The following is a 26262-nucleotide window of genomic DNA, read 5'->3' as shown; positions in this document are numbered from 1 at the left end:
AGTATAATTTATAAAATAAAATAAGTAGTTTAAGTATATAGAGTTATTTCAAAACTAAACAAAATGATTGAGAATTTAATTTTTTACACTAAATTTGAATAAATCAAAGCAATTAAAAGTAAAACTATGCTTAAAAAAATACTCTTTCTACTTGTCCCAACATTTTTCTATGCCCAAATTCCAGCATATTACGCTTCAATTGATTTTAGTCAAGATGGTGATTATTTAAAAAACCAATTAACTACGCTTATTACTAACACACATACAACAAATTTACCTTATACAGCTACAGGCGTTACAGACACTTGGGATGCTTTATATCAAACCGACTTAAACCCAAATAACACAAACAATGTCCTTCTAGTTTACGGTTGGAATGATACCGATGCAGATATCACAAACGATTATTCAAGAGCTCAAACTTCTTCTTGTCATACTTCTTCTTGTAGTGGTTTATGGGTAAGAGAACATGTTTATCCACGTTCCCTCGGAACTCCAAATCTTGGTTTCGAGTTTGCCGGTGCCGATGCGCATCACTTACGTTCAATAGATAGTGAAAGAAACGGTCAAAGAAGCAATAGAAAATTTGAGGCTGGTAGTGGAACTATGTCTTTTATAACATTGGCAGGTAATTGGTTTCCTGGTGATGAATGGAAAGGTGATATTGCACGTATGATAATGTACATGTATGTTCGATATCCTTCACAATGTTTACCAAACAACGTTGGTGTAGGTAGTACATCTTATTCCAATTATGGTGATATGCCAAACGTATTCTTAGATTGGAATGCCCAAGATCCAGTTTCACAATATGAAATAAATAGAAACAATATTCTTAACACCATACAAGGTAACAGAAATCCTTTCATAGACAACCCATATCTAGCAACAATAATTTGGAATGGACCACAAGCAACAGATTCTTGGGGTGTATTAGCTACAGATGATTATACACTATCAAACAACCTAATTTACCCAACAATCACAAAGGACTATATCTACATCAACAATACTGAAAACAAGACCTATAATTACACTATTTACAACACACTAGGGCAATTAATAACTACCAATACTACAACCAATACAATAGATTTATCAGGTAATTCAAAAGGCATCTACTTTATTACACTACAGTCAGAGAATAAATCCAAATCATATAAAGTAATTTTGAACTAGAAGCGAATGGCTCGGGCATTCTTGGTTTCCATATTCCCGCTGTCCGTTAAACACGGTATCACTCCCATCGGGGCTAGATAGTAAACTATTGGCTTTCTTGGTTTCTTTTTCTAATAGGAACGCTTCGCTGAGTTATTTGCGCCCACCCAGTCCAACGCTCCCCACCGCACTAGTGGTATTTTGTGTGTTTTTAGCACTTGTTTTCCCCACAGTAAGTCAATAAAAAAAGGCTCCCTGTTTTCCCAACCCCTCGCGCACAGTCCGCCTTTTTTTATCCACTTACACCCAATCCAAAAAACAAACGCTAAAAACACACAAAAACCACTCCCAAGCTATATTTACATAATAAGTGTTATAATGCCTTCCATCTCCCTGTACTACGCCAACGGCAGTTATAACAGTTATTATGTAAAATATCCGCTCCCAGCCGCACCCACCCGAAAGAAAAATAGGAACGCTAACGCTGTCGTAATTTTCATTGTTTTTTGAAAATGCCTCCCATTTCCAGTTCACTAAACATTAAAAACAATCCACTGAAAACTATCAAGGCATTATCAAAAATCAAATTTCCCCCACAAGAGTATGGTTTTCTTTTTCAAATTTTCATAAAGATATTTGTCAAACCGTGCGAAGTCGAGTTAGTCCAGCAAAAAAAGAAAACCATACCCTTGTTCCGCTACTGCCCTCTCACTAGGAAGTATCATATTGTTTTTTGAAGATGCCTCCCATTTCCAATTTGCTGAACACTAAAATCTGAATACTGAACACACATCAGGCATCCTCAAAAATCAAACCACCACAAGAGTGTGTTTTTCTTTTTTATCATCTTCATAAAGCCATATTGTCAAACCGAGCGAAGTCGAGGTTGTCTAGCAAAAAAAAGAAAACCACACCCTTGTTCACCACTCCCGATTGAACACCCCCTAAAACCCCAGTTCACAAGAACATTTGGGGTAAACATTTTTACAAAAAAAAGGATAAAAAAGAAGCCAAAGGTTTGTTCCGGGTATTCAAAAAAGCAAGTTCAAGCCTTCGGTTCCGGATAAAATCTCCACCCTCATTTTCCAGTTCACTTCTTTCCTGAACACTAAAAACTGACCACTGAACACTCCTCAGTAGGGTAGTATTTTATCCAGAAAACTTGCTTTTTTGAAACCCTCCACAAGGCAAGACGGCTTTCTTTTTTTTCCTTTTTTCTTTTGCAAAAATGTGTGTGGGGCATCTCGGTTTTCAATCACATTTCGGGCAATCACGAAGGAAAGACGAAGGAAGTTAACCAGTTAAATCCTTGTACTATGGACACTATTTTTATTAAAACCCACCAACCTGGGGCGCACTATGCCAAACCGCACTTTTTCGTATTATCAAAAGGACTAAATAGCGGAAAACCAAGCAATGAACCTTTTACAAACAGCTTTGTACTTGTATTTCAAACCGAAACGCAAAAAGAGGACATTTTTTGGATATGCATGAGCCTCTGGAAATCAAAATTCTGGCAACCATTTCTAAAAGGCTCCGTAATCCCATTTATTTCGCTTTACGACTTCAAAAAAGAGTTCAATCCAAGAGCAACGCGAATGATGCGAGAACACGAGCAGCACCTCAAAAACATTCAAGCACTAAAGCTGCTGCAAGAACAAGAAAACCATTTCAACAAAAATATTCATCTCATCAACGAGCTCAAGAACGCTATTATGATGAGGTATAGAATGAAATAATACCAAGCCTAGACAAACTTGTCTGGGCTTTTTTATTGAAATGGAATGTTTATTTGAAATAATGTATTTATATTTGAAGAACACTACAAATAGCGTATATACATCTAAAATTGGGTAGATTGGCGCAACTTTATTGCGCATATAAACAAGTTGTGTGCTATTTTGGAAAAACGAAAACGCTTAAACATGAAATTTATACATTTTTCACTTTTAGTTTCACTAATCTTTAGTTGTGCTTCTTCTTCATCTGTTAAATTAAAAAAGAATATAGATAGAGAAGTTTTAAAAATTGAAAAAAAGCTTATTGAAAAAAAGAATGAAAAATCAATAGACAAAACTTATCCCTTTTGGGATTATTGGATTGGTAAAAACAATCCAATTGTTTTGGTAACTAAAAATGGAATCGAAATTAAAAAATTAAGCTTCGAAATACTTGAAGAAGAAGGTTATGATCATTATAACCGAAAATGTCAAATTTATTTTAAGAATAATACTCCAATATTGATAACCGAAATTATTAATGCTAAATGTAGCGAAGAAGTAGTTGGTGTTGACAAGATATCAAAAGATATGAAATCGGTTAAAATAAAAACAGATATTTCAATTAATGATAAAATTTATATTTACAATTGGGACATATTCGAAATTGAAGTAATTGGCGGAAATGAATATGATTATAATTTAAAAAGAAAACAAGAATATGAAAAATTAATTACTTTAATTTATGGAAGTAAAATGAAAACTTAAAAAAGTAAAATGAAACAAATTATTCACATATTCTTTTTCCTTTTCGCCGTTTTGTCTTTCGGACAAGATATTAAAACTAAAACTATTAAAGTTTTTGTTTTTGGAAATGTTTCTTACATAAAAACTCAAATTCCAGTATTTGAAGCCGATATTTTAATACATATAGATGGAATAGAAAGAAGAACAAATACAGACAAAGATGGTAAATTTCAAATAGAGGTAAAAAATGGTGATGAATTGATTATTGGCGTTCTTGGATATGATGAACAAAAAATATTAATTACTGATAAAAATTGCTATAAAATTTTATTGTGGTCAAAAGATTTTGATGTTTGGGAATCAAGAAAAACATTTAAAAAAAATCGAAGATACTATCGAAAACTCGAAAAAGAAATATTGAAGAAAGTAAAAAAAGGAATTTATGATTGTTTTGATTAAAAAAACAGCACACAACAGCGGTTTGCTTCAATGGCTACTTCCGGATTTTCCTACGGAAAATCCGCAGCTGAATGGAATGTTTTGTTATATTTGTAGTGGCTTGGTGTTGGTACAACGCCACTGAGAGCAAGCCACAGAACGTTAAAACAAAAAAAGCCTGAACAAAATTCAGGCTTTCTCATACTCAGTAAAGGTTACCAATCAAAACTGAGCTTATTTTTTTTTCGATGTAAAGTGTTTTAAAAGCAAGGTAACACCAAAACTCACTACTGCTCCAATAAAGGCTAAAACTATTGTTTTTAAGACATCTGCTGAGGTTAAATTAGGTATAACACTCAGTGCAAATCCTCCAAAAGTTCCTGCCTTCAAAGTTAAGGAATTATCCATTCGCTCCAACGTCAGTTTCGGTCTTAACCTCATCTTTTTTGTTGCCCAGGATAGTATTATCCTTAACCTGTGCTGAGCTTGTCGAAGTATCAACAGTAATTTGGCTTACTGCAGATAAAACACCACCTGCAACGGCAGCATAACCCGCAACGGTTACAACAACAGCAGGTAAAGCTACTGGAGCAGCTACAATGCTTCCACTTACTGCTAATAAGGCTAGTCCAATGGTGCGCAACACCTTAAAAAATTTCGGAGTGGGTGCCTTAGCACGTTCTACTACATTCATAATCTTTCTTTTTATGTCATCCTGTAAAGGATCACTATTGTACAATCAATTCTACACTTTCTTTGTTATCTAAAGCTTTATAAACTAAGTCTTTCAACTTTGTAAAAGCTTTTCTAGACATTAAACCTAAACCAGGTCCAGAAAGTTTCGTAACAGGAGCAATACAGCCACGCAATTCCTTTTGCGCATTATTGGCAGGATGTATCAAAATATACGTTCTATTCGGTACATCCACCAATTCTAAATGCCATTTGTATTTCGCACTATATCGCTTTCTAATAAAATATTTCCCTTCCGGAATACAGGAAATCCCACGTTCATTTCGTTTCCACGGCAATTCAATTGTATAACTAATCAATTTGCCCTCACATTCCAATTTTCCATTCGTTCCTTCAGGGAAATAAGTTCTAGTTAAAAACAATACCATTTTCTAACTATTTCATTTGTCAGACTGAGCTTGTCGGAGTCTATCGATTAAACTCCACCATCAACCGCCACAATCGATAACGGGTTAAAAGCCCCATTTTTCAACGGATACATTTGCCCATTAATTTGTTGGTAAAACTCCACACCAAGAGCCAAAACAAGTGGGTGAGTAGAGTTCGCAGTCACCGCATTACTCAAGTTAATCACAGCTGTTGCCGTAGCATCCCAAGGTAAAATTGCAGTTTCAGAAGAAGCCACCAAATAACTTTCACCTGTAAAGTCAATTTCAGCACCTCCAGAAATCACCTTAAAGTGAGTAGTTCCACTAGGAGCAGCAATCATATTCGCAGGAATAAAAGCAGGAATACTAACATCCAAAGTTCCAGCCACGCGGTCAATATCCGTAGTAAAAGGAGCAAACAAAGAAGTGCCTAATTTCCCACGAATATTAAATTCGAAGCCAAGAACTAATTCAATTTCCCCATCAATTACATTACGTAATCCTCTATCACTCACAGCATCCATTTGGATAACCTTAACCATTTGTTGCGTCAAACGACTCACCATTCTACCATCAGCAGAATTTAACAACAATGGGCGTAAAGCGGTTCTCAAAAGCTTACCTGCTTTTCCAGCTCTACCAAATTCAGAACCGTTCTCACGCGTTCTTTGAAACGCAGGGTCACTAGCAATTCTACTTGCCTCAATTCCACCTTTCTCACGAGCTAAATGCCCATCCTGCGTCTTATAAAAAGTAATATCCCCGATAGTACCTTTTAACTTAATTATGCCTTTCTGTCTAGCCATAACTTAAAATTTTAGTTCAACATTCTTTCACTTTCACAAATCATTCAAAACTCGGTTGCAACACTTTCTGAAATAATTACACTGCAAATTTCCCACACAAAACCCATCAATAAACGTACACCATTCCAAATGTCATAATATGTCCTTATCTGTCATAAAATGACTTATTTAACAAGCAAGTATCAATTTCAATCTACGTTAAATGAAAAGATTAATTAAGTACCTTTAACCTATCTTAAAGCCAACTCAAAAGCAAGGTTAAAGTATGAATCAAGTATCAAAACGAGTTTGTATCTATCCAAAGGACATACAACGCATTACAGGTAAAAGCTATCGCCAAAGCATAAGAATATTAAATGAAATAAGAAAGTCGCTTAGAAAGCCTAAAAACAGCCTTGTAAGTATAGAAGAGTTTTGTTTTCATACTGGCTTAAATATCGAACATGTTTTACCATTGATTGATTAGCAGTATCAACTTATTTAATTTTTAAACTACTTAATTGAAATATTTTATTATATTTGTACTATAAGATTTGTCAGAAAAACGAATGCTTTTTTGAGGTTTAAAATCGAGACCCAAGATTTGGACAATTGAAAAAACTTTTAAAATATAGGCTTGACGAAAGAGATACGAATCCCTCTTTCTCCGCAGGGTAAAACCGATTCAGAAATGAATCGGTTTTTTTTATGGATTTTTTTTAGTTTTTTTAGCCCTATACAGACAGAAGCCACAACATTTTATGAAGCGGCTTCTGAAGTATCGATGCTTTAGAGGGGTTTTAAAAATAACCCAACACCCTCCAAATTAGTATAAAAATTACGATGGTTCCTATACAACCACTTCCTAACTTTTTGGCGCCATAACCTGCAAGTAGTCCTTTGAAAATAGTATTCATGCTTTAATGCGTTAGGCTTTTGTTTGCGCCGCTTCAATATTTATTGCTGCCATCATGTTGTTGTATAAAAAACGTATCATCCGAGCTTTTTTGCTGCATTTAGAGCAAAAATAGTTATCAACAAAAAAACAACTTTTATTTGTAATGTCCACAAAATCAGCACTATACGATTTACTCAACAAACACTCAACAAACAGACAACACTTTTGATGTAGCCCAATACAGTGCTGGCTTTTCAGGACATGATGCTTTTAGTTTAAAAAACGAAAAGTGTCTTCAACTAACTTAATTCGAAATTAATTAGCTGTTAATAACTAAAATTGACTTAAATGCTTTTTTTTCAGATGTTTGTATTTATAAAATATATAAGCCTTTGAAGACAGAAGTTGACATTTTAAAAACAGAACTGAGTGCGTTAAAAAATGATTTAGCGCAACTTAAGCAACAAGCAAATACTAATATTTGGTATGACGGAGCCGATTTAAAACAGCTGTTTAATTTTAGCGAATCCACATTGATTCGTTATCGTAAGAACAAACAAATCCCATTTACAAAGTTGGGCGGTCGGTATTTTTATCCTAAAAGTTTTTTTACCAAATCATTGCTCGAGAAAATGGAAAACAAGCACTTGTTGTAAGTGCGCTAGCGTTCATTTTCCCATCCCATTTCTACCCGCATTTAGCGTTACCTTCCTGTTTTTCTATAGGTAAAAATTTTCCTCTTTTTTCACCCCTTTTTTTAGGCATCTTCCTTAGGCCACTTTGTTTCAAAAGCGTAACTACACTTTTTTGAAGGTGTTGTGTTACTATCATTTTAGTACTTCTTTTTTCATGAATAGGGCAGTGACCACTCGATGGTTTACCTGCTAATCCTCCTTTTTTCACCCTTTTCTTCTTATTTGATGCTATATTGGTTCCTACGTTGTTCGTATAACCCCTAGTTTTTGCGAAGCTCATACGAACGAAATACGAACAAAATACGAACAAAACCCCTATAAAATTACAGTAAACATAGCATTAACTAGCAGTACCTGTCAAAACAATTCAATACCTATCAAAAGTGTTCAAAATAGGGTATTGGGTGGCAAATTATGGCAAAGTATAGCGTTATAGTTTAAATGTAATTAAAACATATTAAAACATTGTATTTCAGTTAGTTGTGTTGTTTTTAAGTAACTGCCGATTTATATTTGCCTCGTTCTTTGATAGCGCGCATCAAAAACAAAAGTAATTGTATAAATTTTAAATTTTAAATCGTATGGGAACGTACAACAAGGGCATCTTAGGTGCATTTTATGGAAAAGTAGGTCCGGTAGTGGGCGCTACATGGCGTGGTAAAGACGTAATGCGTAGTTTACCGAAACGCAGCAACCGAATGGCGACTGTAATTCAACAACAGCAAAGAACAAAGTTTGCAATGGTTACCGAGTTTTTAAGCGGAATACAGCCCGTTATAAAGCGGTATTTTGGAGGCGATACAGGTTTAAAAACCCGACGCAATCAAGCCATGTCGTATTTGATCAAGGAGGCTATTGTGTTTAACGATCCTGATTTAGAGTGGGATTATGCAAAAGTGTTGGTTACAAAGGGCGATTTGCTAGGCATCAACAACGGTCAAGTAGTGGCTGGAACCGGTCAGAACTTAGATTTTACTTGGGCTGACAACAGTGCACAAGGCGAGGCAACCATCGACGACAAGCTTGTTTTAGTGGTCTATGAGCCTACTCTAAAGGTTTCGGTCTACAGTTTAAATGCTGGAACCAGGGCTAGTGCAGCGGCTTCGCTAGTGTTACCTAATTATTTATCGGGTTTACAAGTGCATGTTTGGGCGGCTTTTGTTGCGGCAAACGACAAGCGCTATGCCACGAGTATGTACTTGGGTCCCGTAACCGTGGGGTAATCTTCTTCAGTTATTAGTGTTCCTGAAGAAGGAATTATAAAATGCCCTGCCAGTAATGGTGGGGCGTTTTTTTAAGTTTTAAAACGGCTATATATTCCATTATGGAATATCAAAAAAGCTTCCTTAATATTGCTAATTGGAATAATTTTATTCAATTGTAAACGATGACAGAAAAAAAAATCAACCAACTCATTTCGCATCAATTAGTTAAAGCCAGAGAGGAATTAGGTTTTACACAAATGAAAGTACAAAACGATAAAATTATGCGCCAAAGTACTTTATCTAAAATTGAAAACGGAGCGAAAAATATAAGTGCTGCTAAATTATTCCTTTTAGCAACATATTACAAAAAATCTATTGAATACTTTTTTGAGAAATAAAAATGAAAGAGAAAATAACGATTGATGAATTTGATGGGAAAAAATTTAAAATTCGCTTTGTAGAGGAAGATGATAATAGAAAAGCTGTGCTAACTCATTATCTTCACAATTATCATAATGGTATTAAAAAACATTATGAAAAAGAAGCACTAGAATACTTAAATCAAATCATAGAATACTTAAATCAAGATGAAGATTTAAATTTAGTCAGTGATGTAGCTTTACAACAATTATTATTTGAAGTTGAAAATGTACCTTTTCCAATGCCAAAAGATTACAAATTTAAATTTATCGATTTATTTGCAGGAATTGGTGGTTTTAGATTAGCATTACAAAACTTAGGCGGCAAATGTGTTTTCACCAGTGAATGGGATGAGAATGCTAAAAAAACATATAGAGCTAATTTTGGTGAAACACCTTTTGGAGATATTACTAAAGAAAGTACAAAATCATTCATACCCAATGATTTCAATGTTCTTTGTGGAGGATTCCCTTGTCAACCTTTTTCTCATGCAGGATTAAAGAAAGGATTTGAAGATATAAGAGGAACTTTGTTTTTTGATGTCGCAGATATCATAAATAGAAGAATTGAAAATAAAAATCCAATAGATGTAATATTCTTAGAGAATGTTAAAGGATTAAAAAATCATGATAAAGGAAATACTCTAAAAACAATTATAAAAACTCTTAATAATCTTGGATATGAAGTAAAAACTGAAATTTTAAATTCAAAAAATTTTGGTGTTCCACAAAATCGTGAACGAATTTTCATTGTTGCTTGGCTAAAAAATAAAAATAAAACGTTCAAATTCCCTTTAGGTATAGATTCTGAAAATAATATAATTTTTGAAAAGGATAATTTATACAAAATTAAATCTACTAAAGTTGGAGATATTTTAATTAAAAATCCTGATGCAAAATATACTATTTCTGACAGATTGTATGCAGGACATTTAAGGAGAAGGAAGGAACATAAAGAAAAAGGTAATGGTTTTGGATTTTCATCTTTTACCAAAAACTCAGCTTACACAAGTACTATTTCTGCAAGATACTATAAAGATGGGAGTGAAATTTTAATTGAGCAAAAAGATGCAAATCCAAGAAAACTAACACCTAGAGAAGCGGCAAATTTACAAGGTTATCCAAATAATTTTGTTATTCCAGTTTCAGATACTCAAGCATATAAACAATTTGGAAACAGTGTCTCTGTTCCTGTTATACAAGTAGTTTTTAATGAAATAAAAGAACAATTATTATGATATTAAACGACTTAAATAGATTAGGATTAGAAGTTAGAGAAAAAATAAAAAATTATGATAATAAAGAATTAATTTTATCAGATTCTTTTAAAAATGAATTTTCAAATTTTTTATTATCTAATTCTAAAGACAAAATTGAATATCAGAAATTTACCTCTGTAGTTACTACTCCAAAAGATTTAAAAATAATTTTTCCAAATCAATGGTTTTATATTGCTTCATTTTTTTATGATTTTTTAAATTCTTTGTGGAAATACAAGGAAATAATTAATGAGCTAAACTTTTCTGACGAAATCATTAAAAATTTAAGAAATAGTTCTACAAATGAAGAGATAGATATATTATTAAAATCTAAATTGGATAATGAAGTCGATTTAAATTATTTTAAATTATTTCTAACGAATTATGAATGGTGGTTTGGAAGTAAAACAATAGATAGAGGTGATTTTTTTGTATCCTCAGTTCTAAATTTATCTAAAGTAGTTAATGTTTCTCATTCTTATTTAGCTGATTTAGCTTATTATTTGAGTAAAGATAAAAATCTTAAAGATTTAATATCAAAAGATTACAACAATTTTAGTGTTGAAAATTCTGTAAGTAACGAAATAATATTATTAGAAAATAAAAACTTAAGAGCCATCTTAAAAAGTTCTTTTGATTATTTAATTGATAACTATGGGGAAAATAAGGTTCTTTTTGGATATGAAATTAAAGATGCTAAAATTGAAAATAGAGAATATAAGGGATTGTCATTGCCTGAATATTTTGGTTTTGAAATTTTGATTGGTATTTTTGATAATATTCAAAATGGAGAAAGCCTTAAATCTAGTGGAACACTGAGATTTATAAACGAAGAATTAACCATTTTGAATAAACCTAATTGCTACTTTACCTCTCAATGGAATGAAAGTAATAATAGAGGTTTAACTTTGGGAAATTTTAATAATTTTTTAAGTAAAATTTCTGATGGTACTCTAAAAATTATAAAGGATGAAAAGGAGTTTAAACTTATTAAACTAACAAAGATAACATCTACTTCACCTTTAAAAAAACTTGAACAAATAATTTATTATGGTGCTCCAGGTACTGGAAAATCACATAAAGTAGATCAAGAAATACAAAACTTAGATTCTCATTTTTATGAAAGAGTAACATTTCATCCAGAATACGATCATTCGAGTTTTATAGGAGGATATAAACCCAAAACAGATCAAAAAGGAGAAATTAAATATGAATTTGTACCTCAAGTATTTATAAATATTTATGAAAGAGCTTGGAATGATGAAAAAAATCATTATTACTTAATAATTGAAGAGATAAATAGAGGTAATTGTGCTGAAATTTTTGGAGATATTTTTCAGCTATTAGACAGAACAAGTAATTATAATGTTTCACCATCCACAGAATTGAGGCTATATCTTGAAAACGTACTTACTAATAAGAAAGGAATAATTAATGGTTTAAAACTACCTTCTAATTTGACAATTTATGCCACTATGAATACCTCAGACCAATCTTTATTTCCAATGGATAGTGCATTTAAAAGAAGATGGGATTGGGAATATATTCCGATAATTTATAAAAATGAAAAAAACAAAGATGATGATAACTTATCATTTAAATTTATTGTAGAAATTGATGAAGAAACATCTTTCGAATGGATAGAATTTATTGAAAAAATAAATTTGAATCATATTATGGATAATGAGTCACTAGGTATGGATAAATGTTTGGGTAATTATTTCATAAAACCTGATTTAGTAGACAATCACATTTCGTTAAAGTCATTTATAAATAAAGTTATTTTCTATTTATGGAATGATGTGTTTAAAGATGAAGATAGTATCATTTTTAAAGGCTTGGCTTATGAAAAGTTCTTTCCAATCGACGACAAAGGTAAAGAAGCAGTAATTAAAATTCTAAATACACTAGATGTTACAATAAATAAAAAACAATAAATTAACTTAAAGGAATGAAAATCCTAATAGAGAACGAAATATATCCAATAGATTTACTTCGAGAAGTATTTGATGATCCAAAGTTTTATAAACAAAACGGTTTGGAGGGAACAATTACGTCTGTAGGGTATTACCATTCATTTGAGAAAAATAGTTTAGTATTTATGCTGCCTAAAGTTTTTATGGCAGAAGACAAAAAAACGGTTTTTGATTGTACAAAAGATGAATTAGTTAACTTAATTGTAAATGAATCCATTAAACATAAAACGCAATACAATTGGGTACGTCAATTATCAGTACATTTTTACAATAGTTTAACCGAATTTAAAAAGAGATATACTAATACTTCTATAATTCACAATACGGAAACATTTGAGCTAAACACAAATTTAGGAGATAAAGAATATTCTTTTCTAGATTTACTATTAAGCTTTGTTAACTTCTATAAAAAGAATAAACAACAAATTTTATTCAAACACATAGAGTTTGTATCAAACCAAGCAAAAAAGCCTAAATGGGAAAAAACAATCAGAAATTCATTACCAATTCTAGCTAATGGTAAAACACCTATTTACGTTGAAATTACCAATAAGAAGAAAATAATAAATACTGAAGAAGAATTACTAACATACTTTTTCTCAATCCTAAATCATTTAAATACGGAGCATAATTTAAACCTAAAAATTGATAAATCATTCAATTTCATTACAGGTAAACAATTTGAAACTTTATGTAATAATGGTTCAGCTAAACTTAGAAAAATAAAACATCGTTACTTTAATGATACCTTAAAGAAAATGTATGTTTTATGTGAGTTGTATTTTTCTCAATTTGATAAAAGCAGTATTAAAAGAAAAAGAGAAGACTTTTTGGCTATAAGTAATTACAACCTCGTTTTTGAGGATATGGTAGATAAATTATTCTCTGATAAATTAAATACACTTGAAGTTGATGGTATTACGATAGACAAATTAAAAAACAACGATGATGGTAAAATCATTGACCATATTTATGATTATAAATCATTAATAGACACAAGTAATATTTTTTATATTGGAGATTCTAAATACTACAAATCAGATAGCCTAGCAGGTAAAGTGTCAAAATACAAACAATTTACTTATGCTAAAAACGTGATACAATTCAATATTGACTTACTAAACAACAAGGGTCAACAACACTTAGGTAAATTAAGATACAGAGATAAAATAACGGAAGGTTATAATATTTCGCCTAACTTCTTCATTTATGGTTACATTGATGATATTAATAATTACGATTCACATTCAATAACAAAAAAAGGAAGTCCAGTACCATCATATCATTTTGAAGACCGTTTGTTCGATAGAGATACATTATTTGTGCATCAATATAAAATCAATTTTCTATATGTTTTAAAAGCATATACAAACTTTAATGAAAGTGAAATTATTGTTTTTAGAGATGATGTTAAAAGTAGGTTTAGAAAACACTTTTTGAAATTTTTCAATAATAATGAAGATTGTGGTTTTGAATTTTATGAATGCACTAAAGCTCCACACGAATATGAGTTATTTGTAGAAGAAAACTTTAAAAAACTCAATGGTAAATGCTTTTGCACAATAGACAATAGGTTACTCCTTGCAAAACATAATGATGATAATGAAATAGAAGAAATCCTAAAACACTTTAAAAAGATTGAAAAACTAGAATAATTTAAAACAATACACTATGAGCCAACAATTGTATTTCAACCTACTAACTTTTACATAACAATCATTGTTTTTATAATCTATAAAAAATATAATTATCTAAGAAAAGCCAATATTATTTAAACCAAATTAGAATAAGGTTTAATTGTTCTTCACAATTTAAATAATATTTTTTTTAATTTTTACGTTATAGATTTAATGACTCTGTTTTAAATGATTAGTTTATTAAGTCTTTTTAATTTAATAAATATTAGTTAATTTTAATTACTTTTGCGGTAAAAGAAATTTATATTTTGTAAATTTATATCAGATTTAAAATTAAATGGATATACCTAGTAGTATTAACCCTAATAGATTAAAAAATTCTATTATAGAGGTTTTTATAGATTACAATGAACCTTTTGAGATTTTGTTTGGCGATTTTTATAACAATGTTTTAAAAAATGGTCAATACAAAAATATCGAAATAAGTAGTGAAAATTCGTCAACAGAGGATTTAACTACAAAAAAAATATTGTTTTATAATGAAAATATTAAGTTTGTTTTTTCAGAAAATAAATTAGTAATCAATTGTAATGAAAAATATGAAAGTTGGTCTATATTTTTTCCTGAAATTAAGAATGTCTTTTCTTTTTTAAATTTAAACTCTAACATAATTATTACCAAAATTGGTTTAAGATACATAAGCGAATATCCTGGTATAGATTTAAAAGAAAACATGAAGTTTGAATTTAAATTTGGTTTTCCAGAAATTATATCAAATTCTTATTCATTTAATACTGAATTCAATTATAAAGATTCATTAGCTATATTAACTATTAGAAATCAGATACCATTTAATAACAAATCTAACAAAAATGAAGTTATTAAGGTTTCTTTAATTGATATTGATATTGTTAAAGATAATTTAAATTTAAAAATAGAAGAAATTGATAATATCTTCGACTCAATTAGTAAAAGCCATACCTACGAAAAAGAAATATTTTTTAATATATTAAGAGAAGATTTTATTAAATTATTAAATCCTCAATACTAGATTTATGCAAACAGCAGAATGTGTAGAAATACAAAATCAGACAGCTATTCATAGAAGTCATATAGAACCAAGATATAACAGAGTTCCTCGTTTTTCAAATGGTTTTATATCAGTAGAGGTCTTTGAATCTACTCCTTTTATTATTTCAATGAATAAAAATCAAAGGTACTTAATTAAGTTAAGCCAAAAATTTGATACACTAAAAGCATTGGTAGATTATAATAAATTTGATAATCAAGAAATTAAAAAAGCATTTAATAATATTTCTAATTCCCTTGTTTCCTTAAATCCTGACAATATCGATTTTGAGTTTACTACTGAAGATAGTTTGCTTTTCACTTTCAAAAAAGATGATTTTGTTTCATTTTTTGAATTTTATATTGAAGATGAAGAGGTATTGTTTACGGCATTTAAAAATGATGTAAAACTAAAAAGCTATTCTGGTAATATTAATGATTCAATAAAAAAAATCAAAAGTTATTTATAATTTTATTGATGGTATACCCTGTAAAACTTCTTCCTAAAACAAACTATAAAAATATTGAAACAGGTCTTGAGGATAAATGTTTAATTAGACATTTTGTTGTTGATGAAACACAAGGTGTTTTAGATGATTTAGGTTTCCTAAAAGACTATATCATAGCTAGTGGTGGTGAAAAACAATTACCTGACTTATCTACATCTTTGTTTGGTGTTTTTACAGAAAATGATATTTATTTTAATGTTATAAATTCTCACCTTATTCAATATTGTGTCCCAAATCACAATTCAACTTCTCCTATATATATTCAAGATTTTAATATTGTAAATAACAGAAGATTCTGGTCAATACTGGTCGAAAAAATAGATAATGTAGTGGTCGAATATGATGGCGATGAGTTCAAAGCAACTTGCTTTATCAGCCATACTCCAACAATTTCAAACTTTTGGCATTTTTCAATAATGTGGTATATCAACACTGAAGGTAAATATTGGGATGCTACAGATACTTCAATTAGCAATTCAACAAAAAGAAAACTTAAAAAAGAAACGAGAGATTTTTTAAAGAAATTCGCTAAAGAAGAAATACTTTCTAATTCTGTTATTGAAGAAGAGCATTATTGTTTAAAATAATAGGATCACTATTCCTGAAATTTTTGTATTATTGCCTTAAAGCGCTACTTGTTATAACATGCATTTTGATAAATTTTATGATATACAAAAGTTAGCTTTTGAAATCAACAAGCATCATAATTCTAAGAGTAAGTATATGGATGAGTTTTTGACTATTTTTTCCAATATTGATGCATTTGAAAAAGAAAAATTTTCTAATACCATTCAGCCCTTGCTTACCATAGCTAATAATAATGGATTTCAATATATGCAGCTTTAAATTTAATTAATTTAAGAACTATTTTTAAATACTAATTTTAAAAAAGTTCAGTTATTACTAGTATATAATTTTCAGAATATGCACCAATCTTCCTTTACCATTTGCAGATCAAAATTAAAAACGGAGTTAACTAAGATGCAGAAGGCACTTGCCACTATGTATAAAAAGAAGACTTATACCGTTTTAGAGCTTACCATTACAGATGATTTACTTACCCTAGTTATTCCAGGTATCAAATTAGAATTGCCTTGTAAAACGGTGCATACTGCAAAAGCCACTTTTGATTTTCATTACTTTTATGATATGGTAAAAACGTGGAAAGGTGTTTTTTTTGAATGTGTTGTTACGGATGATCAATTGCAAATGGGAGTTACTAAAGTTACGGCTCAAACTACTTTTTTTGAAGATGATAGTATTTTAAGAAGTATTAAATTACCTATTAATTATACTGACTGGCATTTACTACAATTAGAACAAAAAGGTTTTACACTTGAAGAGTTGCGTTTTAATAATTTAGAGTTTGCTGTTTTTCACGCGGGAAAAAGATTAAAACGTAATGTAAATAAGGCGAAAGAAATTTTAGGCATTTATGGTATAACGAAACAAGAAATTGAGGACTTAATTGCTTCAAAAGTAACTATTCGTTGATTTTTTGAGTGTATTTTGCTCTTTTTACTTGAACTATTCAAATTTTTTAAAATATTTGTACAAAATCTAAAAAATAATCTACTTTCCCATGCACCACAAAATCCTCTTTCTTATTCTCCTTTTTCCACTATTTGCTTTGAGTCAGACAAAGCCACATTTTAAGCGTACGATTACGGCTTATGAAATCAATAAAAAGGATACGATTAAAAAGAATGTATTGGTTACGTATTTGGATAGTTTAAAAGCAGTAATTTCTTCAGAAAATAATATCGCTAATGCAATTGCTGGCAATACATCAACTAAGGACAAAACCTATTCGGTAGATTTAGTTGATACGGATCAGTTGTATATTTCAGCAACGGTGAATCAAAAAGGGGATACCCTAAATAAAATCGTTTATAAGTTTAATGACCAGAAACAACAAACCGAATATTATCAAATTCATCATGGTGATACCCTAAATGGTCAAAAGCGCATTTATGATGCCAAAGGAAATAATACCCAGCTTTTGAATAGAATTAAAGAAACGGGTGTTTACTTTTTACGAATGGAATGGGAATATGATTTAAAAAACAATCCAACTCAAACCAAAACCTATAATGAAGCTGGCCAATTGATAGGGTTAGATAAGTATGCTAATGTGTATAAAAATGATGAAGTGATTGTAACCAAGTCATCGTATAGTAATACGAAAGGGTATGTTAAACAATATAAAGAAATTATCAAAGGTCCTCATACAACCACTTATTATTATTACTCTGGTACCGGCTTTAATTATGGTATTACAATCTCACATGTAGCAGGAGGGATGCGTGTTGAAGAAAAAGATGCGGATGGGAATTTAAAAGTGCTGAAGTATTTTGATGATAAAAAGCATTTAACCGTTTTAGTTGTTCAAGAAGAGACTAAGATTTAAGGTTTTGTCTTTGGTATTTTAATTGTGGCTTTATCGGGATTGCCTTGTTAGTAGCGCATTATTTGCCGTATTAGCTGTTAAGTAGGATAAGTTGGAGAAGATTAGTGTTACTTGATACTACAAGAAGATGCTTTAGAACCGAAAAGTTTTAAAGGGATTGCGATTTTCTTTAATCTAAAACAAAAAACACTAGCGAATTGATGTTTCAATTGCTAGTGTTTTTTTAAACTTTTTTAATGCTCTTTTTTGAATAGTTTACCTACGAATAGGTGTACTAACCATCCAATTTATGTATGCCGTTATTCTTTGTTATTTGTACAACTGTTTGTTTTTGAGAAGTTTCGTTGAATGAAAAACGCATAACTAATCCCTGCTATCCCTAAAACAATTAAATATATATTGATGGGTGCTGCGGGCGTATCATCAGGATTATTTCCTGTTTCGCCAGTGGATCCAAAATCAGTTGGTTCTGAATTGTTAGATTGTGCAACAATAGTTGTTGTTGAAAGAAGAATACTTAAAAGTATCCAAAAAGGTAGGTTGTATATTTTCATGGTGTCTTAAGGCGTTTTATGGATTACTTTAACCGCTATTGGTTGCAGATTTTGCAAAATAATATGGAATACGACTACTTGATCAGATACGCCCATTTTATTCAAAATTACTGCGTTAGAATTGATGTTTTTGAGGTGATAAAGCAATTGACCAGATAAATTATAGACGCTAATATCTTTCATCATCGTATTTGGCGTTGATACATGAAATTTATTGTTTTTTTGATAAATAATTACTGAATTAGCGGCTAAATCATGTGATAATTCGCTAAGATTTTCGGTGTAAACCACAACAAAACGATCGTTAAAAGTACCTACTGTAGCGTTAAAAATATAGGGTGTTGTTTTGATATTAGTTGTAGTTACTGTATAGTTATCTCTTATGTATACCGCTTGATTTCCTAAGAAAATGCCATCCCAATCTGAGAGTTTTATCGTATAGTTTCCAGGGGTATCACAAAACCAGCCAAGCGGAACTTCATCTGTTGCGTTAAAAGGTAGCGCGCGTCCTTGAATAACAAGTGGCTCATTTCCAAGGATAGAATAAAGATGATTGCCGGTATTGCCATATGATTTTCCGTCATAATTTACATCTAAACCCATAGTAGCACCTTCAACATATCCAATTAAAATTTGATTGATATCATTGTCATCAATGGATGCTACGTTTAACCAAATATGATGTTGTTCTGTAAGTGTTTTTAAAAATTGATGGTCTTGATTATTGGTACGTTGTATTGGTAAAGTTGACTGTTCCATTGTTTTTTGCCATTACAAAAAAGCCTTGTCCCACTTGTATGCTACCGTTTGGAATAACCGATGGCGTGTGATAATCAGGGTGATTAATGTCTACAGCAGTGGCTGCGGTTCCTCCAGTAGCATTCCAAGTCGCATAGTTTGTACCTGTTGGAAATATTCCATTGGCATCCATGGTAAGCGTATGTTCATAGAAATACAATGTACCTTCTATAGTTGCTTCGTTATCGTTAACAAAGAGTTCGGCATCTAGTGTAGAAGGATATGGATTTCCTAGTAAATTGAAATAATTACTTGGCGAATGAATAACATTAAACGGAATAGTTCCATTATTTGGCACACCATAAAAAGAGCCCGTCCATTCAGCTGGGATATTAGCCGATTGGTTATTGGGTGCTCTAATGGCATATCCTTTTCCAGCTAAAAATTCAGAGGCATTAGAAAGAGTTGAACTTAGATACGTATTCGTTAAGGTATCATACGTATAGAAACGATGTGTAAGCGTTTCGGGAGAAAAAGCATACAAATTTTGTCCAGAAACGGGTGATGACCATAACGTGTGGTCTAATCTAACGATAGTAGATGTATTTCGATGAACCATTAAGTTCCCCGTGTTTGTGGCTAAAGGATTGATTTGAATAATATTGTTGTTGTTGTTTGCTATGCAGTAACTACCATTGTCTATTGTAATGGCATCATATATAAAAAGCGTATGATTTAAAGTTAATGTTGCGTTATTCGTTATTAAAATGGCGCAAGCATAAATATCTGAGGTTGAGGTGTATGCTCCAGAAAAGATGACCGATTTTTCATAGGTTGGCGTTCCATTACTCCATTCAGTACCATTCCATATAGTAGACACCCCACAAATGCTTGTATCTGAATCAATACTACCATTACAATTATCATCTATTCCGTTGCCATATATTTCTATGGCATTGGGATTTACTAAGATATTTGTATCATCACAATCAGAATGGTTTAAAACATACCCAGCCAACATATAGCAAGATGAACTAGTAACATTGCCATATCCATCAAGGTCAGCGTCGGCATAATATAGGGTGGAGGTATTATCTATACCGTTTATAGTTAGTGTTGTTTCATAAGTTGCTATAGCTCCATCAGTAGAAAACAATTTACAGTTTAAAAAATTACCAACTCCAATCGAAATTGCTGCATTTGTAATGATGGTACCAGACATTGAAGTATTTGCTGCAAGTGATACTGCACCGTTCACTATCCAATAAATATTGTTAGGTTGTGCACCATTAGTAAGTAGTATTGAAGCACTTGCACCACTGGTAAAAGCACCTCCAAATTTTAGAATAAATTTTGCACTGGGATCATTTTGACCATCTAAAGTAAGCACACCCGCAATAGAACCCGCACCACCAATGCTGTATACACCGGGTAAAATGGTTTCTCCGCTTCCAAAAGCAGGTGCATGTGTTGTATTTGTGGCTGTTATGTTTTGAAATGCGATATAGGCTACCGCTAAATCCATAGCAGCAGACTGAGTAACACTATCCGCATTATAAACGGTTCCAGAGATTGTTGAGGACTCAAAGCCAGAAATTGCTCCAGAATTTGAACCAATATCTCCATCAATTGAAGTTATGCCAACGTTGCTAATTGCGCCAATTGTAGTAAAAACTGCAAAATTAGCCGCAGTACCCATTGGAGGTGTACATTGTGCATAAACTGGGATTAGAGGGTATAAAAATAGAAGCATAAATACCCTGCCAAACCACTTGAAAGTTAAATTTTTCATGTGTTTTAAATTAATTATTTAGAAAATAAGAGTAGCTATTTAATGCTAGGAAATAGATTGTCCTTTTGAAGTGTTGTAAAGGTAGTGTTAAATAGCTACTCTTATTGAAAATAATTGAAATTCAGGTAATTATATTTGAATTTGTAGTGCTACATAAGAAATTAATGCTAAAAGACTAGATTAAAATAGCATATTAAAGGTGTGGCACAAGGCATTAATTTAAGAAAGTGAAGGTAGTGGATTATTTGTGGTTTTAATTCGAGTTATGATGAGTTGGGAAATAATCAAATTACTCCTTTTTTTTCACCCACTTATCAATCATGTATTTAGTGATTGGTTTTAGAGGTTTTCCTGTAATGGGGTGGAAGCCGTGTGTGTTAAAATATTCTGGTATTCCATCCACTTTAGAGTACCAAATTACTGGTTTGTCATTTACAAAAAAGGTAGTTTTTTCGGATACATCTATTTTTTTAAGTATTGCTTTATTTTCATCAGCTGGTTCAATTGGAATTTCTAAAAATCCTTGTATGGTGTTGGTATTGCAATCCACATATTCGTAATGGTCTATTTGCCATTGCATGCATTCTTTATCGTTTACAACTAAATCTTTAGCGGTATATCCCACGGAAAATAATCCTGTTACTGCCAGTATACCTATTCCTACATTCTTTTTCCATTTATTTTTTGGCTGAGGTATTTTATCATTAACAATTGGTGTTTCTTCCTCTTTAGTAGGAATAGTTACATCTTGTTGTAAAGCTGTTATGCCTTTTGATTTTTCGACAAAAACACGAAAAGGTCTAGGCTTATAATCTACTAGTAAAGCGGCAATATTTATTGTTTCTGTATCTGCTAAATCGGTTTCCCCTTTAAAAAAAGTTTCTATAGGTCTAAATTTATCTGTAAGGCTTTTTAGTCTGTTTCGATTACCAGCTTCATACTCAAAACCAAAAACCAAATTAAAACTTAATCGATCTTCCTTTTCATGTGTTTCTTTTAATCTTTCTTCACACAATTGTCTCAATTTGGCTCTAGATGGATTACTTAAAAAACTAGAATATTTCCCTTGCTTTTCAATTTCATACTGCGCTCTAATGGCTTTTTTGTAGGCTTCTAAACTTTTAGTTCTTGTTGTCATATCGGAACAATTAGGAATCTTTTGGAATTAACGGAATTTCAGGAATTCCTTATCAACACTCACACAAAAACGCAATTCCTTTGCTTCAGAATCAGTTCTCGTTTTAACTAGCTATTGAAACAAATGTACAAAACTGATTTCAAAAAAGTGTTGCTATACAGGACTGAATTTTTATTCGGGAAGTATAAAATGAACGTTCTGTGGTAGCACACTTCTACTTCCCAAAACAAACAAGTACTTAAAAAAGAGTTGGGTTCAAGTAACCCTAAAAACGGACTTCGGAATAGTTCCGAATGGCCAAACGTATGTCCAATTTTTAAATTTTAAACCAATGAAAAAATATGCATTTATAGCATTTATAGCTATCAGTAGTTTAGTAACTTCTTGTACAACAGATAATGATGTACTTCCAACTTCAAAAGTAACTCTTGACGATTCCTCATTTGATTATAGCTTGATGCAGAAAGAAGGCGATTCAATTCCAGAGGGCGAAACTGGAGGCGAAACAGGAAATAATCCGATAAAACCATAATTTTATTGCTTTATAATTTTATTTCTATAATTTAGGGAAATATTTTTAAAGAATGAGTTTCCCTAAATTATTGTGTTTTGTTTTTGTATTCCTTTTTATTTCGTGTGAACCTAAAGAAACGACTTCCGCGCCTTTAGATGCGCACTTAAAAATTGCGGAATCACTTTACAATAGTAATAAGCAAAATGAGGCGTATGTCTATTATAATAAATCGCTAGATTTTAATTTGGCAAACGAAAACAATAAGAGAGCTTCTTATTGTTTGCTTCAAATGGCTAATATTGAGCATTCGGAATCCGATTATATCCACAGTGAAATTTCTGCAACCCGTGCCATTGCTTTATTTGATGAACATACTTCTGTTGCTTATCAAACGAATGCTTTAAATGTATTGGGACAAAATTACACCCAACTTTCAAATTTTGAAGATGCTTTAAAAGTATATCATCAAGTGCTTCGTATTGATCCTGATGAACTTACGGCTTGTATTACAAAAAACAATATTGCTTACGTGTATTCAAAAATGGGTAACTATCAAGCCGCAATTGCGCTTTTATCTTCGATTGAAAACAATAAAGTTTTGGCTCAAAATCCGCTGCATTATGCCCGAGTACTTCACAACAAAGGCTACTATTTATATCATGTAAACGATACAAATGCCTTATCCTATTTATTGAAGGGATTAAAAATTAGAGAACAGCAACAAGACGATTCGCAAACTGTTTCGTCCTACATGCGTTTGGCGGCTTTTTATGAAACAAGTCATCCCGAAGATGCTTATGCATGGGCACAAAAAGCGTATGCCGCTGCTACGAAGGCGTCCATTGCAGATGATCGTCTTGAAGCCTTGGATTTATTGTATAAAACCACAACCGATGTTACCTTAAAAAACAAGTATTATGCTGACTTTTTTACTATAAACGACAGTTTGAACAAAAGCCGACAAAAAGCAAAAAACCAATTTGCGAAAATTAAATTTGATGCAGAGAAAGAAGTAGCCAAGCGAAAAGAATATCAAGCAAAAATGTATCTCTACATTATTTTATTGCTGTGTTCTATTTTACTGTTTTTTCTAATGTATCGGTTTACCCTTCGAAAAAATCGTAAAAAGATTAAAGAGACCGCTTATTTAACCGAAACACGAATAGCAAAAAAATTGCACGATGAATTAGCAAATGATGTTCACAACACGATTGCATTTGCCGAAACACAAGATTTAGAACAGCCAATGAATAAAGAAACGTTGTTGGAAAATTTAGACACTATTTATCACCGAACCAGAAATATTTCAAATGAAAATAAAGACATCGATACAGGTGAATTATATCTTGAAAAATTAAAAGCTATGCTTGCCACTTATAATTCTTCTGATCGAAATGTAATTGTAAATATGGATGCTTTTAACCATTTAAAAACTTCGAAGGAGGTAAAAGTAATTGTCTATCGAGTGCTTCAAGAATTAATGGTTAATATGAAAAAGCACAGCCATTGTTCGTTAGCGAGTATTTCAATTAAATCCAACAAGAACTCTTTGCAAATCAACTATTCTGACAACGGGATTGGAACAGATAACTTATTAAATTTAAAAAACGGACTCCAAAATGCGGAAAACCGTATTCTTTCTATTCATGGAATCATTAATTTTGACACTGCACCTGGAAAAGGGTTTAAAGTGAAGATTGAGATTCCAAAATAATAGCATATGTTTAAAAAAGTTTTAATAGCAGAAGATTTCGACAGTATTAATATAGCCGTAAAACAAACCCTAGAATCACTTGGAGTTGAAGAAATACAGTATGCTAAATATTGCGATGAAGCGTTATTAAAATTCAAAAAAGCAAAACAAGATCATGTGCCTTTTGATTTGTTAATTAGTGATTTATCGTTTGTAGCCGATTATAGAACGGTCGTAATTTCGTCAGGCGAAAAACTTATAGCGGCCATTAAAACAATTGATCCAGAACTTAAGGTTATTGTTTATTCGGTAGAAGATAAAGCGTATACCATTCAAAAGCTTTTTGAAATACACAAAATTGGAGCGTTTGTGCATAAGGGAAGAAATAGTATTAGCCAACTCAAAACGGCTATTGAAACGTTACTCTATGGAAAAACATTTCTTTCACCTGATTTGGCCAGCACTTTACAAGATAAAACAGGTAAAGAAATCGACCACTACGACATCACTTTACTATCGCATTTAGCCAATGGTGTTTCGGTTGAAGAGATGGAAGGGGTATTTAAAAAACTAAACATTTCACCCAATAGTAAAAGTACTATTGAGAAGCGTGTGGCAAAACTCAAAGATTACTTCAAGGCAAGCAATACGGTTCATTTAATTGCTATCACCAAAGATTTAGGTATCATCTAAATTTTTTTCTCCATTAATTTTAAAAAAAATAATCACTTTACGGTTTTCCGTAAGGAATAGATTTTTATTGGTTTTATGTTTGGTGCATAAACTTTAAAAATATTAAAAATGAAAACAAAAATCCTTATTTTATCTCTGTTAGCTACAACAATTATTTCTTGTAATACTATTAAATCAGGTACAGCAAAAACAATTGATATTTATGGTGCTGGTGTTCTACATAAACCTGTTATTGCAGATTTAGAAGTAAATCCTCAGAAAACTTCAAAAACAATTAAGTTGAAAAGCATTGAATCTTTAGAAAACGCTAAAAATGAAATTGTTAGAGAATTATTAAAAGAGAACAATGCAGATCTTTTAATTGAACCAAAGTTTGAATCAACCACTATAAACGGAAAAACGGAATTAACGGTTAATGGATGGTTGGCTTTCTACAAAAACTTTAGACCCATTAAAGAAGAGGATATTAAGTTTTTGGAAATCAAAACCACTATAAATAATAAAGTAGAAAAAACACAACCTGTTATTTTACAAAAAAAGAAATAAACAATTTATTCTGTAGCCTAATAAAGCTTCGTGTTGTAAAACTTTACAATTCGAAGCTTTTTTTACTCAAAAAATTTCAGATTTATGATTTTTTTGAGAAGACAATTACAAAAAAAGTCCCACCGAAGCAGGACTAAAGATTTTCATCTACGGCATATAGCCTTATTGTGATAAGATTAAAGATTTGAAAGTTTAATCTGTTTCAAATCTAGAAAAAAACTTTTTTAGTTTGTTTACGGTTTTCCGTAAGGAATAGATTTTTATTGGTTTTATGTTTGTCAAGATTAAATTATAGTAATCTAAGAATGACTGCATTCTGGTTGCAGTATAAGAGATTATAATTGTAAATAGTTTGGATATACGTATTATCATAAAGATTCACGAACTGATACAAGTTGAATTTACGGGAAGTCCGAAAGACTTTGCGGAAAAGATTACTGTGTCCGAAAGAACTATATATAATTATTTAGAATTTATGAAAAACGAACTTCAAGCACCTATCATTTACAATACTTCAAAAAAGAGCTATTGTTATGATGGGGAGTGTGGGT

Annotated in this window: 30 protein-coding genes; 21 read left to right on the top strand and 9 right to left on the bottom strand. The window is 31.4% G+C overall.

Annotated features, from left to right (window positions below; genetic code table 11):
- Window positions 1-126 precede the first annotated feature (126 nt).
- The 4 genes from OLM52_RS04885 to OLM52_RS04870 all read left to right on the top strand — a co-directional run bounded on the left by OLM52_RS04885 (window position 127) and on the right by OLM52_RS04870 (window position 4082).
- Window positions 127-1179, top strand: coding sequence for an endonuclease (locus OLM52_RS04885; RefSeq protein ID WP_264550025.1), 1053 nt, complete (start codon window positions 127-129; stop codon window positions 1177-1179).
- Window positions 1180-2474: 1295 nt separating this feature from the next.
- Complete coding sequence (locus OLM52_RS04880; protein WP_264550024.1) at window positions 2475-2897, top strand: DUF6943 family protein; 423 nt, start codon at window positions 2475-2477, stop codon at window positions 2895-2897.
- Between the two features lie 186 nt (window positions 2898-3083).
- The gene (locus tag OLM52_RS04875) at window positions 3084-3644 is read left to right on the top strand and encodes a hypothetical protein (protein WP_264550023.1); all 561 of its coding nucleotides are present in this window, start codon (window positions 3084-3086) and stop codon (window positions 3642-3644) included.
- A 9-nt stretch (window positions 3645-3653) separates the two neighbouring features.
- Window positions 3654-4082, top strand: a complete 429-nt coding sequence (locus tag OLM52_RS04870) for a hypothetical protein (protein WP_264550022.1) — start codon at window positions 3654-3656, stop codon at window positions 4080-4082.
- Between the two features lie 213 nt (window positions 4083-4295).
- Here the strand turns inward: OLM52_RS04870 and OLM52_RS04865 are convergent, their stop codons facing one another.
- The 4 genes from OLM52_RS04865 to OLM52_RS04850 are packed head-to-tail and all read right to left on the bottom strand — an operon-like array spanning window position 4296 to window position 5988.
- Window positions 4296-4469, bottom strand: a complete 174-nt coding sequence (locus tag OLM52_RS04865; protein ID WP_264550021.1) for a hypothetical protein — start codon at window positions 4467-4469, stop codon at window positions 4296-4298.
- Window positions 4462-4755 (bottom strand): hypothetical protein, encoded by a 294-nt coding sequence (locus OLM52_RS04860; RefSeq protein ID WP_264550020.1) that lies wholly within the window; start codon window positions 4753-4755, stop codon window positions 4462-4464. Before OLM52_RS04860 ends, OLM52_RS04865 begins: the two co-directional genes overlap by 8 nt.
- Before the next feature lie 34 nt (window positions 4756-4789).
- Entirely contained in the window at window positions 4790-5182 is a 393-nt protein-coding gene (locus OLM52_RS04855; protein WP_264550019.1) for a DUF5675 family protein, read from the bottom strand.
- 47 nt (window positions 5183-5229) lie between these two features.
- A complete protein-coding gene (locus OLM52_RS04850; RefSeq protein ID WP_264550018.1) occupies window positions 5230-5988 on the bottom strand; it encodes a hypothetical protein in 759 nt (252 codons plus the stop codon).
- 265 nt (window positions 5989-6253) lie between these two features.
- On the opposite strand from OLM52_RS04850, the gene OLM52_RS04845 reads away from it, so the two are divergent.
- Both OLM52_RS04845 and OLM52_RS04840 read left to right on the top strand, forming a co-directional pair.
- The gene (locus tag OLM52_RS04845; RefSeq protein WP_264550017.1) at window positions 6254-6454 is read left to right on the top strand and encodes a hypothetical protein; all 201 of its coding nucleotides are present in this window, start codon (window positions 6254-6256) and stop codon (window positions 6452-6454) included.
- 803 nt (window positions 6455-7257) lie between these two features.
- The gene (locus OLM52_RS04840) at window positions 7258-7521 is read left to right on the top strand and encodes a helix-turn-helix domain-containing protein (protein WP_264550016.1); all 264 of its coding nucleotides are present in this window, start codon (window positions 7258-7260) and stop codon (window positions 7519-7521) included.
- Window positions 7522-7552: 31 nt separating this feature from the next.
- On the opposite strand, the gene OLM52_RS04835 is transcribed toward OLM52_RS04840, so the two are convergent.
- Window positions 7553-7840 carry a hypothetical protein gene (locus OLM52_RS04835; protein ID WP_264550015.1) on the bottom strand — a complete coding sequence of 96 codons (288 nt, stop codon included), beginning with the start codon at window positions 7838-7840 and terminating at the stop codon, window positions 7553-7555.
- A gap of 301 nt (window positions 7841-8141) precedes the next feature.
- On the opposite strand from OLM52_RS04835, the gene OLM52_RS04830 reads away from it, so the two are divergent.
- From OLM52_RS04830 to OLM52_RS04780, 11 genes are all read left to right on the top strand, one after another.
- On the top strand, window positions 8142-8783 hold the full coding sequence (locus OLM52_RS04830; RefSeq protein WP_264550014.1) for a DUF6266 family protein: 642 nt from the start codon (window positions 8142-8144) through the stop codon (window positions 8781-8783).
- 164 nt (window positions 8784-8947) lie between these two features.
- A complete protein-coding gene (locus OLM52_RS04825; protein ID WP_264550013.1) occupies window positions 8948-9163 on the top strand; it encodes a helix-turn-helix domain-containing protein in 216 nt (71 codons plus the stop codon).
- Between the two features lie 2 nt (window positions 9164-9165).
- Entirely contained in the window at window positions 9166-10422 is a 1257-nt protein-coding gene (locus tag OLM52_RS04820; protein WP_264550012.1) for a DNA cytosine methyltransferase, read from the top strand.
- A complete protein-coding gene (locus tag OLM52_RS04815) occupies window positions 10419-12380 on the top strand; it encodes an McrB family protein (RefSeq protein WP_264550011.1) in 1962 nt (653 codons plus the stop codon). The genes OLM52_RS04820 and OLM52_RS04815 overlap by 4 nt, the downstream gene beginning before the upstream one ends.
- Window positions 12381-12394: 14 nt before the next feature.
- The gene (locus tag OLM52_RS04810; RefSeq protein ID WP_264550010.1) at window positions 12395-14074 is read left to right on the top strand and encodes a hypothetical protein; all 1680 of its coding nucleotides are present in this window, start codon (window positions 12395-12397) and stop codon (window positions 14072-14074) included.
- Window positions 14075-14393: 319 nt separating this feature from the next.
- Window positions 14394-15107 carry a TIGR04255 family protein gene (locus OLM52_RS04805; protein ID WP_264550009.1) on the top strand — a complete coding sequence of 238 codons (714 nt, stop codon included), beginning with the start codon at window positions 14394-14396 and terminating at the stop codon, window positions 15105-15107.
- Window positions 15108-15111: 4 nt separating this feature from the next.
- Entirely contained in the window at window positions 15112-15594 is a 483-nt protein-coding gene (locus tag OLM52_RS04800) for a hypothetical protein (protein WP_264550008.1), read from the top strand.
- An 8-nt stretch (window positions 15595-15602) separates the two neighbouring features.
- Window positions 15603-16220, top strand: a complete 618-nt coding sequence (locus tag OLM52_RS04795) for a hypothetical protein (protein WP_264550007.1) — start codon at window positions 15603-15605, stop codon at window positions 16218-16220.
- 58 nt (window positions 16221-16278) lie between these two features.
- A complete protein-coding gene (locus OLM52_RS04790) occupies window positions 16279-16479 on the top strand; it encodes a hypothetical protein (protein ID WP_264550006.1) in 201 nt (66 codons plus the stop codon).
- A gap of 135 nt (window positions 16480-16614) precedes the next feature.
- On the top strand, window positions 16615-17127 hold the full coding sequence (locus tag OLM52_RS04785) for a hypothetical protein (RefSeq protein WP_264550005.1): 513 nt from the start codon (window positions 16615-16617) through the stop codon (window positions 17125-17127).
- 136 nt (window positions 17128-17263) lie between these two features.
- Window positions 17264-18043, top strand: coding sequence for a hypothetical protein (locus tag OLM52_RS04780; RefSeq protein WP_264550004.1), 780 nt, complete (start codon window positions 17264-17266; stop codon window positions 18041-18043).
- A gap of 299 nt (window positions 18044-18342) precedes the next feature.
- On the opposite strand, the gene OLM52_RS04775 is transcribed toward OLM52_RS04780, so the two are convergent.
- The 4 genes from OLM52_RS04775 to OLM52_RS04760 form a co-directional block, all read right to left on the bottom strand.
- Complete coding sequence (locus OLM52_RS04775) at window positions 18343-18597, bottom strand: hypothetical protein (protein WP_264550003.1); 255 nt, start codon at window positions 18595-18597, stop codon at window positions 18343-18345.
- A gap of 6 nt (window positions 18598-18603) precedes the next feature.
- Window positions 18604-19356 carry a hypothetical protein gene (locus tag OLM52_RS04770; protein ID WP_264550002.1) on the bottom strand — a complete coding sequence of 251 codons (753 nt, stop codon included), beginning with the start codon at window positions 19354-19356 and terminating at the stop codon, window positions 18604-18606.
- Window positions 19319-21088, bottom strand: a complete 1770-nt coding sequence (locus OLM52_RS04765; RefSeq protein WP_264550001.1) for an ice-binding family protein — start codon at window positions 21086-21088, stop codon at window positions 19319-19321. Before OLM52_RS04765 ends, OLM52_RS04770 begins: the two co-directional genes overlap by 38 nt.
- Window positions 21089-21416: 328 nt before the next feature.
- Window positions 21417-22265 (bottom strand): ABC transporter permease, encoded by an 849-nt coding sequence (locus tag OLM52_RS04760; RefSeq protein WP_264550000.1) that lies wholly within the window; start codon window positions 22263-22265, stop codon window positions 21417-21419.
- A 331-nt stretch (window positions 22266-22596) separates the two neighbouring features.
- On the opposite strand from OLM52_RS04760, the gene OLM52_RS04755 reads away from it, so the two are divergent.
- From OLM52_RS04755 to OLM52_RS04740, 4 genes are all read left to right on the top strand, one after another.
- On the top strand, window positions 22597-22797 hold the full coding sequence (locus tag OLM52_RS04755; RefSeq protein ID WP_264549999.1) for a hypothetical protein: 201 nt from the start codon (window positions 22597-22599) through the stop codon (window positions 22795-22797).
- Between the two features lie 52 nt (window positions 22798-22849).
- The gene (locus OLM52_RS04750) at window positions 22850-24493 is read left to right on the top strand and encodes a tetratricopeptide repeat protein (protein ID WP_264549998.1); all 1644 of its coding nucleotides are present in this window, start codon (window positions 22850-22852) and stop codon (window positions 24491-24493) included.
- A 6-nt stretch (window positions 24494-24499) separates the two neighbouring features.
- Window positions 24500-25165 carry a response regulator gene (locus tag OLM52_RS04745; protein ID WP_264549997.1) on the top strand — a complete coding sequence of 222 codons (666 nt, stop codon included), beginning with the start codon at window positions 24500-24502 and terminating at the stop codon, window positions 25163-25165.
- Window positions 25166-25273: 108 nt separating this feature from the next.
- Entirely contained in the window at window positions 25274-25711 is a 438-nt protein-coding gene (locus OLM52_RS04740) for a hypothetical protein (protein WP_264549996.1), read from the top strand.
- Window positions 25712-26262 lie beyond the last annotated feature (551 nt).

Origin of the sequence: Flavobacterium sp. N2820 (assembly GCF_025947285.1) — a bacterium.
Lineage (GTDB): Bacteria > Bacteroidota > Bacteroidia > Flavobacteriales > Flavobacteriaceae > Flavobacterium.
This window is presented reverse-complemented; position numbering and strand designations above follow the sequence as displayed.

Excerpts from the sequence above, each read along its gene's own strand:
- OLM52_RS04880 (WP_264550024.1), top strand. The coding sequence starts at position 2,475 with ATGGACACTATTTTTATTAAAACCCACCAACCTGGGGCGCACTATGCC.
- OLM52_RS04870 (WP_264550022.1), top strand. The coding sequence starts at position 3,654 with ATGAAACAAATTATTCACATATTCTTTTTCCTTTTCGCCGTTTTGTCT.
- OLM52_RS04745 (WP_264549997.1), top strand. The coding sequence starts at position 24,500 with ATGTTTAAAAAAGTTTTAATAGCAGAAGATTTCGACAGTATTAATATA.
- OLM52_RS04855 (WP_264550019.1), bottom strand. The coding sequence starts at position 5,182 with ATGGTATTGTTTTTAACTAGAACTTATTTCCCTGAAGGAACGAATGGA.
- OLM52_RS04765 (WP_264550001.1), bottom strand. The coding sequence starts at position 21,088 with ATGCTTCTATTTTTATACCCTCTAATCCCAGTTTATGCACAATGTACA.
- OLM52_RS04790 (WP_264550006.1), top strand. The coding sequence starts at position 16,279 with ATGCATTTTGATAAATTTTATGATATACAAAAGTTAGCTTTTGAAATC.
- OLM52_RS04875 (WP_264550023.1), top strand. The coding sequence starts at position 3,084 with ATGAAATTTATACATTTTTCACTTTTAGTTTCACTAATCTTTAGTTGT.
- OLM52_RS04740 (WP_264549996.1), top strand. The coding sequence starts at position 25,274 with ATGAAAACAAAAATCCTTATTTTATCTCTGTTAGCTACAACAATTATT.
- OLM52_RS04805 (WP_264550009.1), top strand. The coding sequence starts at position 14,394 with ATGGATATACCTAGTAGTATTAACCCTAATAGATTAAAAAATTCTATT.
- OLM52_RS04760 (WP_264550000.1), bottom strand. The coding sequence starts at position 22,265 with ATGACAACAAGAACTAAAAGTTTAGAAGCCTACAAAAAAGCCATTAGA.
- OLM52_RS04775 (WP_264550003.1), bottom strand. The coding sequence starts at position 18,597 with ATGAAAATATACAACCTACCTTTTTGGATACTTTTAAGTATTCTTCTT.
- OLM52_RS04810 (WP_264550010.1), top strand. The coding sequence starts at position 12,395 with ATGAAAATCCTAATAGAGAACGAAATATATCCAATAGATTTACTTCGA.
- OLM52_RS04850 (WP_264550018.1), bottom strand. The coding sequence starts at position 5,988 with ATGGCTAGACAGAAAGGCATAATTAAGTTAAAAGGTACTATCGGGGAT.
- OLM52_RS04770 (WP_264550002.1), bottom strand. The coding sequence starts at position 19,356 with ATGGAACAGTCAACTTTACCAATACAACGTACCAATAATCAAGACCAT.
- OLM52_RS04795 (WP_264550007.1), top strand. The coding sequence starts at position 15,603 with ATGGTATACCCTGTAAAACTTCTTCCTAAAACAAACTATAAAAATATT.
- OLM52_RS04785 (WP_264550005.1), top strand. The coding sequence starts at position 16,615 with ATGCAGAAGGCACTTGCCACTATGTATAAAAAGAAGACTTATACCGTT.
- OLM52_RS04815 (WP_264550011.1), top strand. The coding sequence starts at position 10,419 with ATGATATTAAACGACTTAAATAGATTAGGATTAGAAGTTAGAGAAAAA.
- OLM52_RS04800 (WP_264550008.1), top strand. The coding sequence starts at position 15,112 with ATGCAAACAGCAGAATGTGTAGAAATACAAAATCAGACAGCTATTCAT.
- OLM52_RS04830 (WP_264550014.1), top strand. The coding sequence starts at position 8,142 with ATGGGAACGTACAACAAGGGCATCTTAGGTGCATTTTATGGAAAAGTA.
- OLM52_RS04825 (WP_264550013.1), top strand. The coding sequence starts at position 8,948 with ATGACAGAAAAAAAAATCAACCAACTCATTTCGCATCAATTAGTTAAA.
- OLM52_RS04820 (WP_264550012.1), top strand. The coding sequence starts at position 9,166 with ATGAAAGAGAAAATAACGATTGATGAATTTGATGGGAAAAAATTTAAA.
- OLM52_RS04860 (WP_264550020.1), bottom strand. The coding sequence starts at position 4,755 with ATGAATGTAGTAGAACGTGCTAAGGCACCCACTCCGAAATTTTTTAAG.
- OLM52_RS04750 (WP_264549998.1), top strand. The coding sequence starts at position 22,850 with ATGAGTTTCCCTAAATTATTGTGTTTTGTTTTTGTATTCCTTTTTATT.
- OLM52_RS04835 (WP_264550015.1), bottom strand. The coding sequence starts at position 7,840 with ATGAGCTTCGCAAAAACTAGGGGTTATACGAACAACGTAGGAACCAAT.
- OLM52_RS04885 (WP_264550025.1), top strand. The coding sequence starts at position 127 with ATGCTTAAAAAAATACTCTTTCTACTTGTCCCAACATTTTTCTATGCC.
- OLM52_RS04845 (WP_264550017.1), top strand. The coding sequence starts at position 6,254 with ATGAATCAAGTATCAAAACGAGTTTGTATCTATCCAAAGGACATACAA.
- OLM52_RS04865 (WP_264550021.1), bottom strand. The coding sequence starts at position 4,469 with ATGGATAATTCCTTAACTTTGAAGGCAGGAACTTTTGGAGGATTTGCA.
- OLM52_RS04755 (WP_264549999.1), top strand. The coding sequence starts at position 22,597 with ATGAAAAAATATGCATTTATAGCATTTATAGCTATCAGTAGTTTAGTA.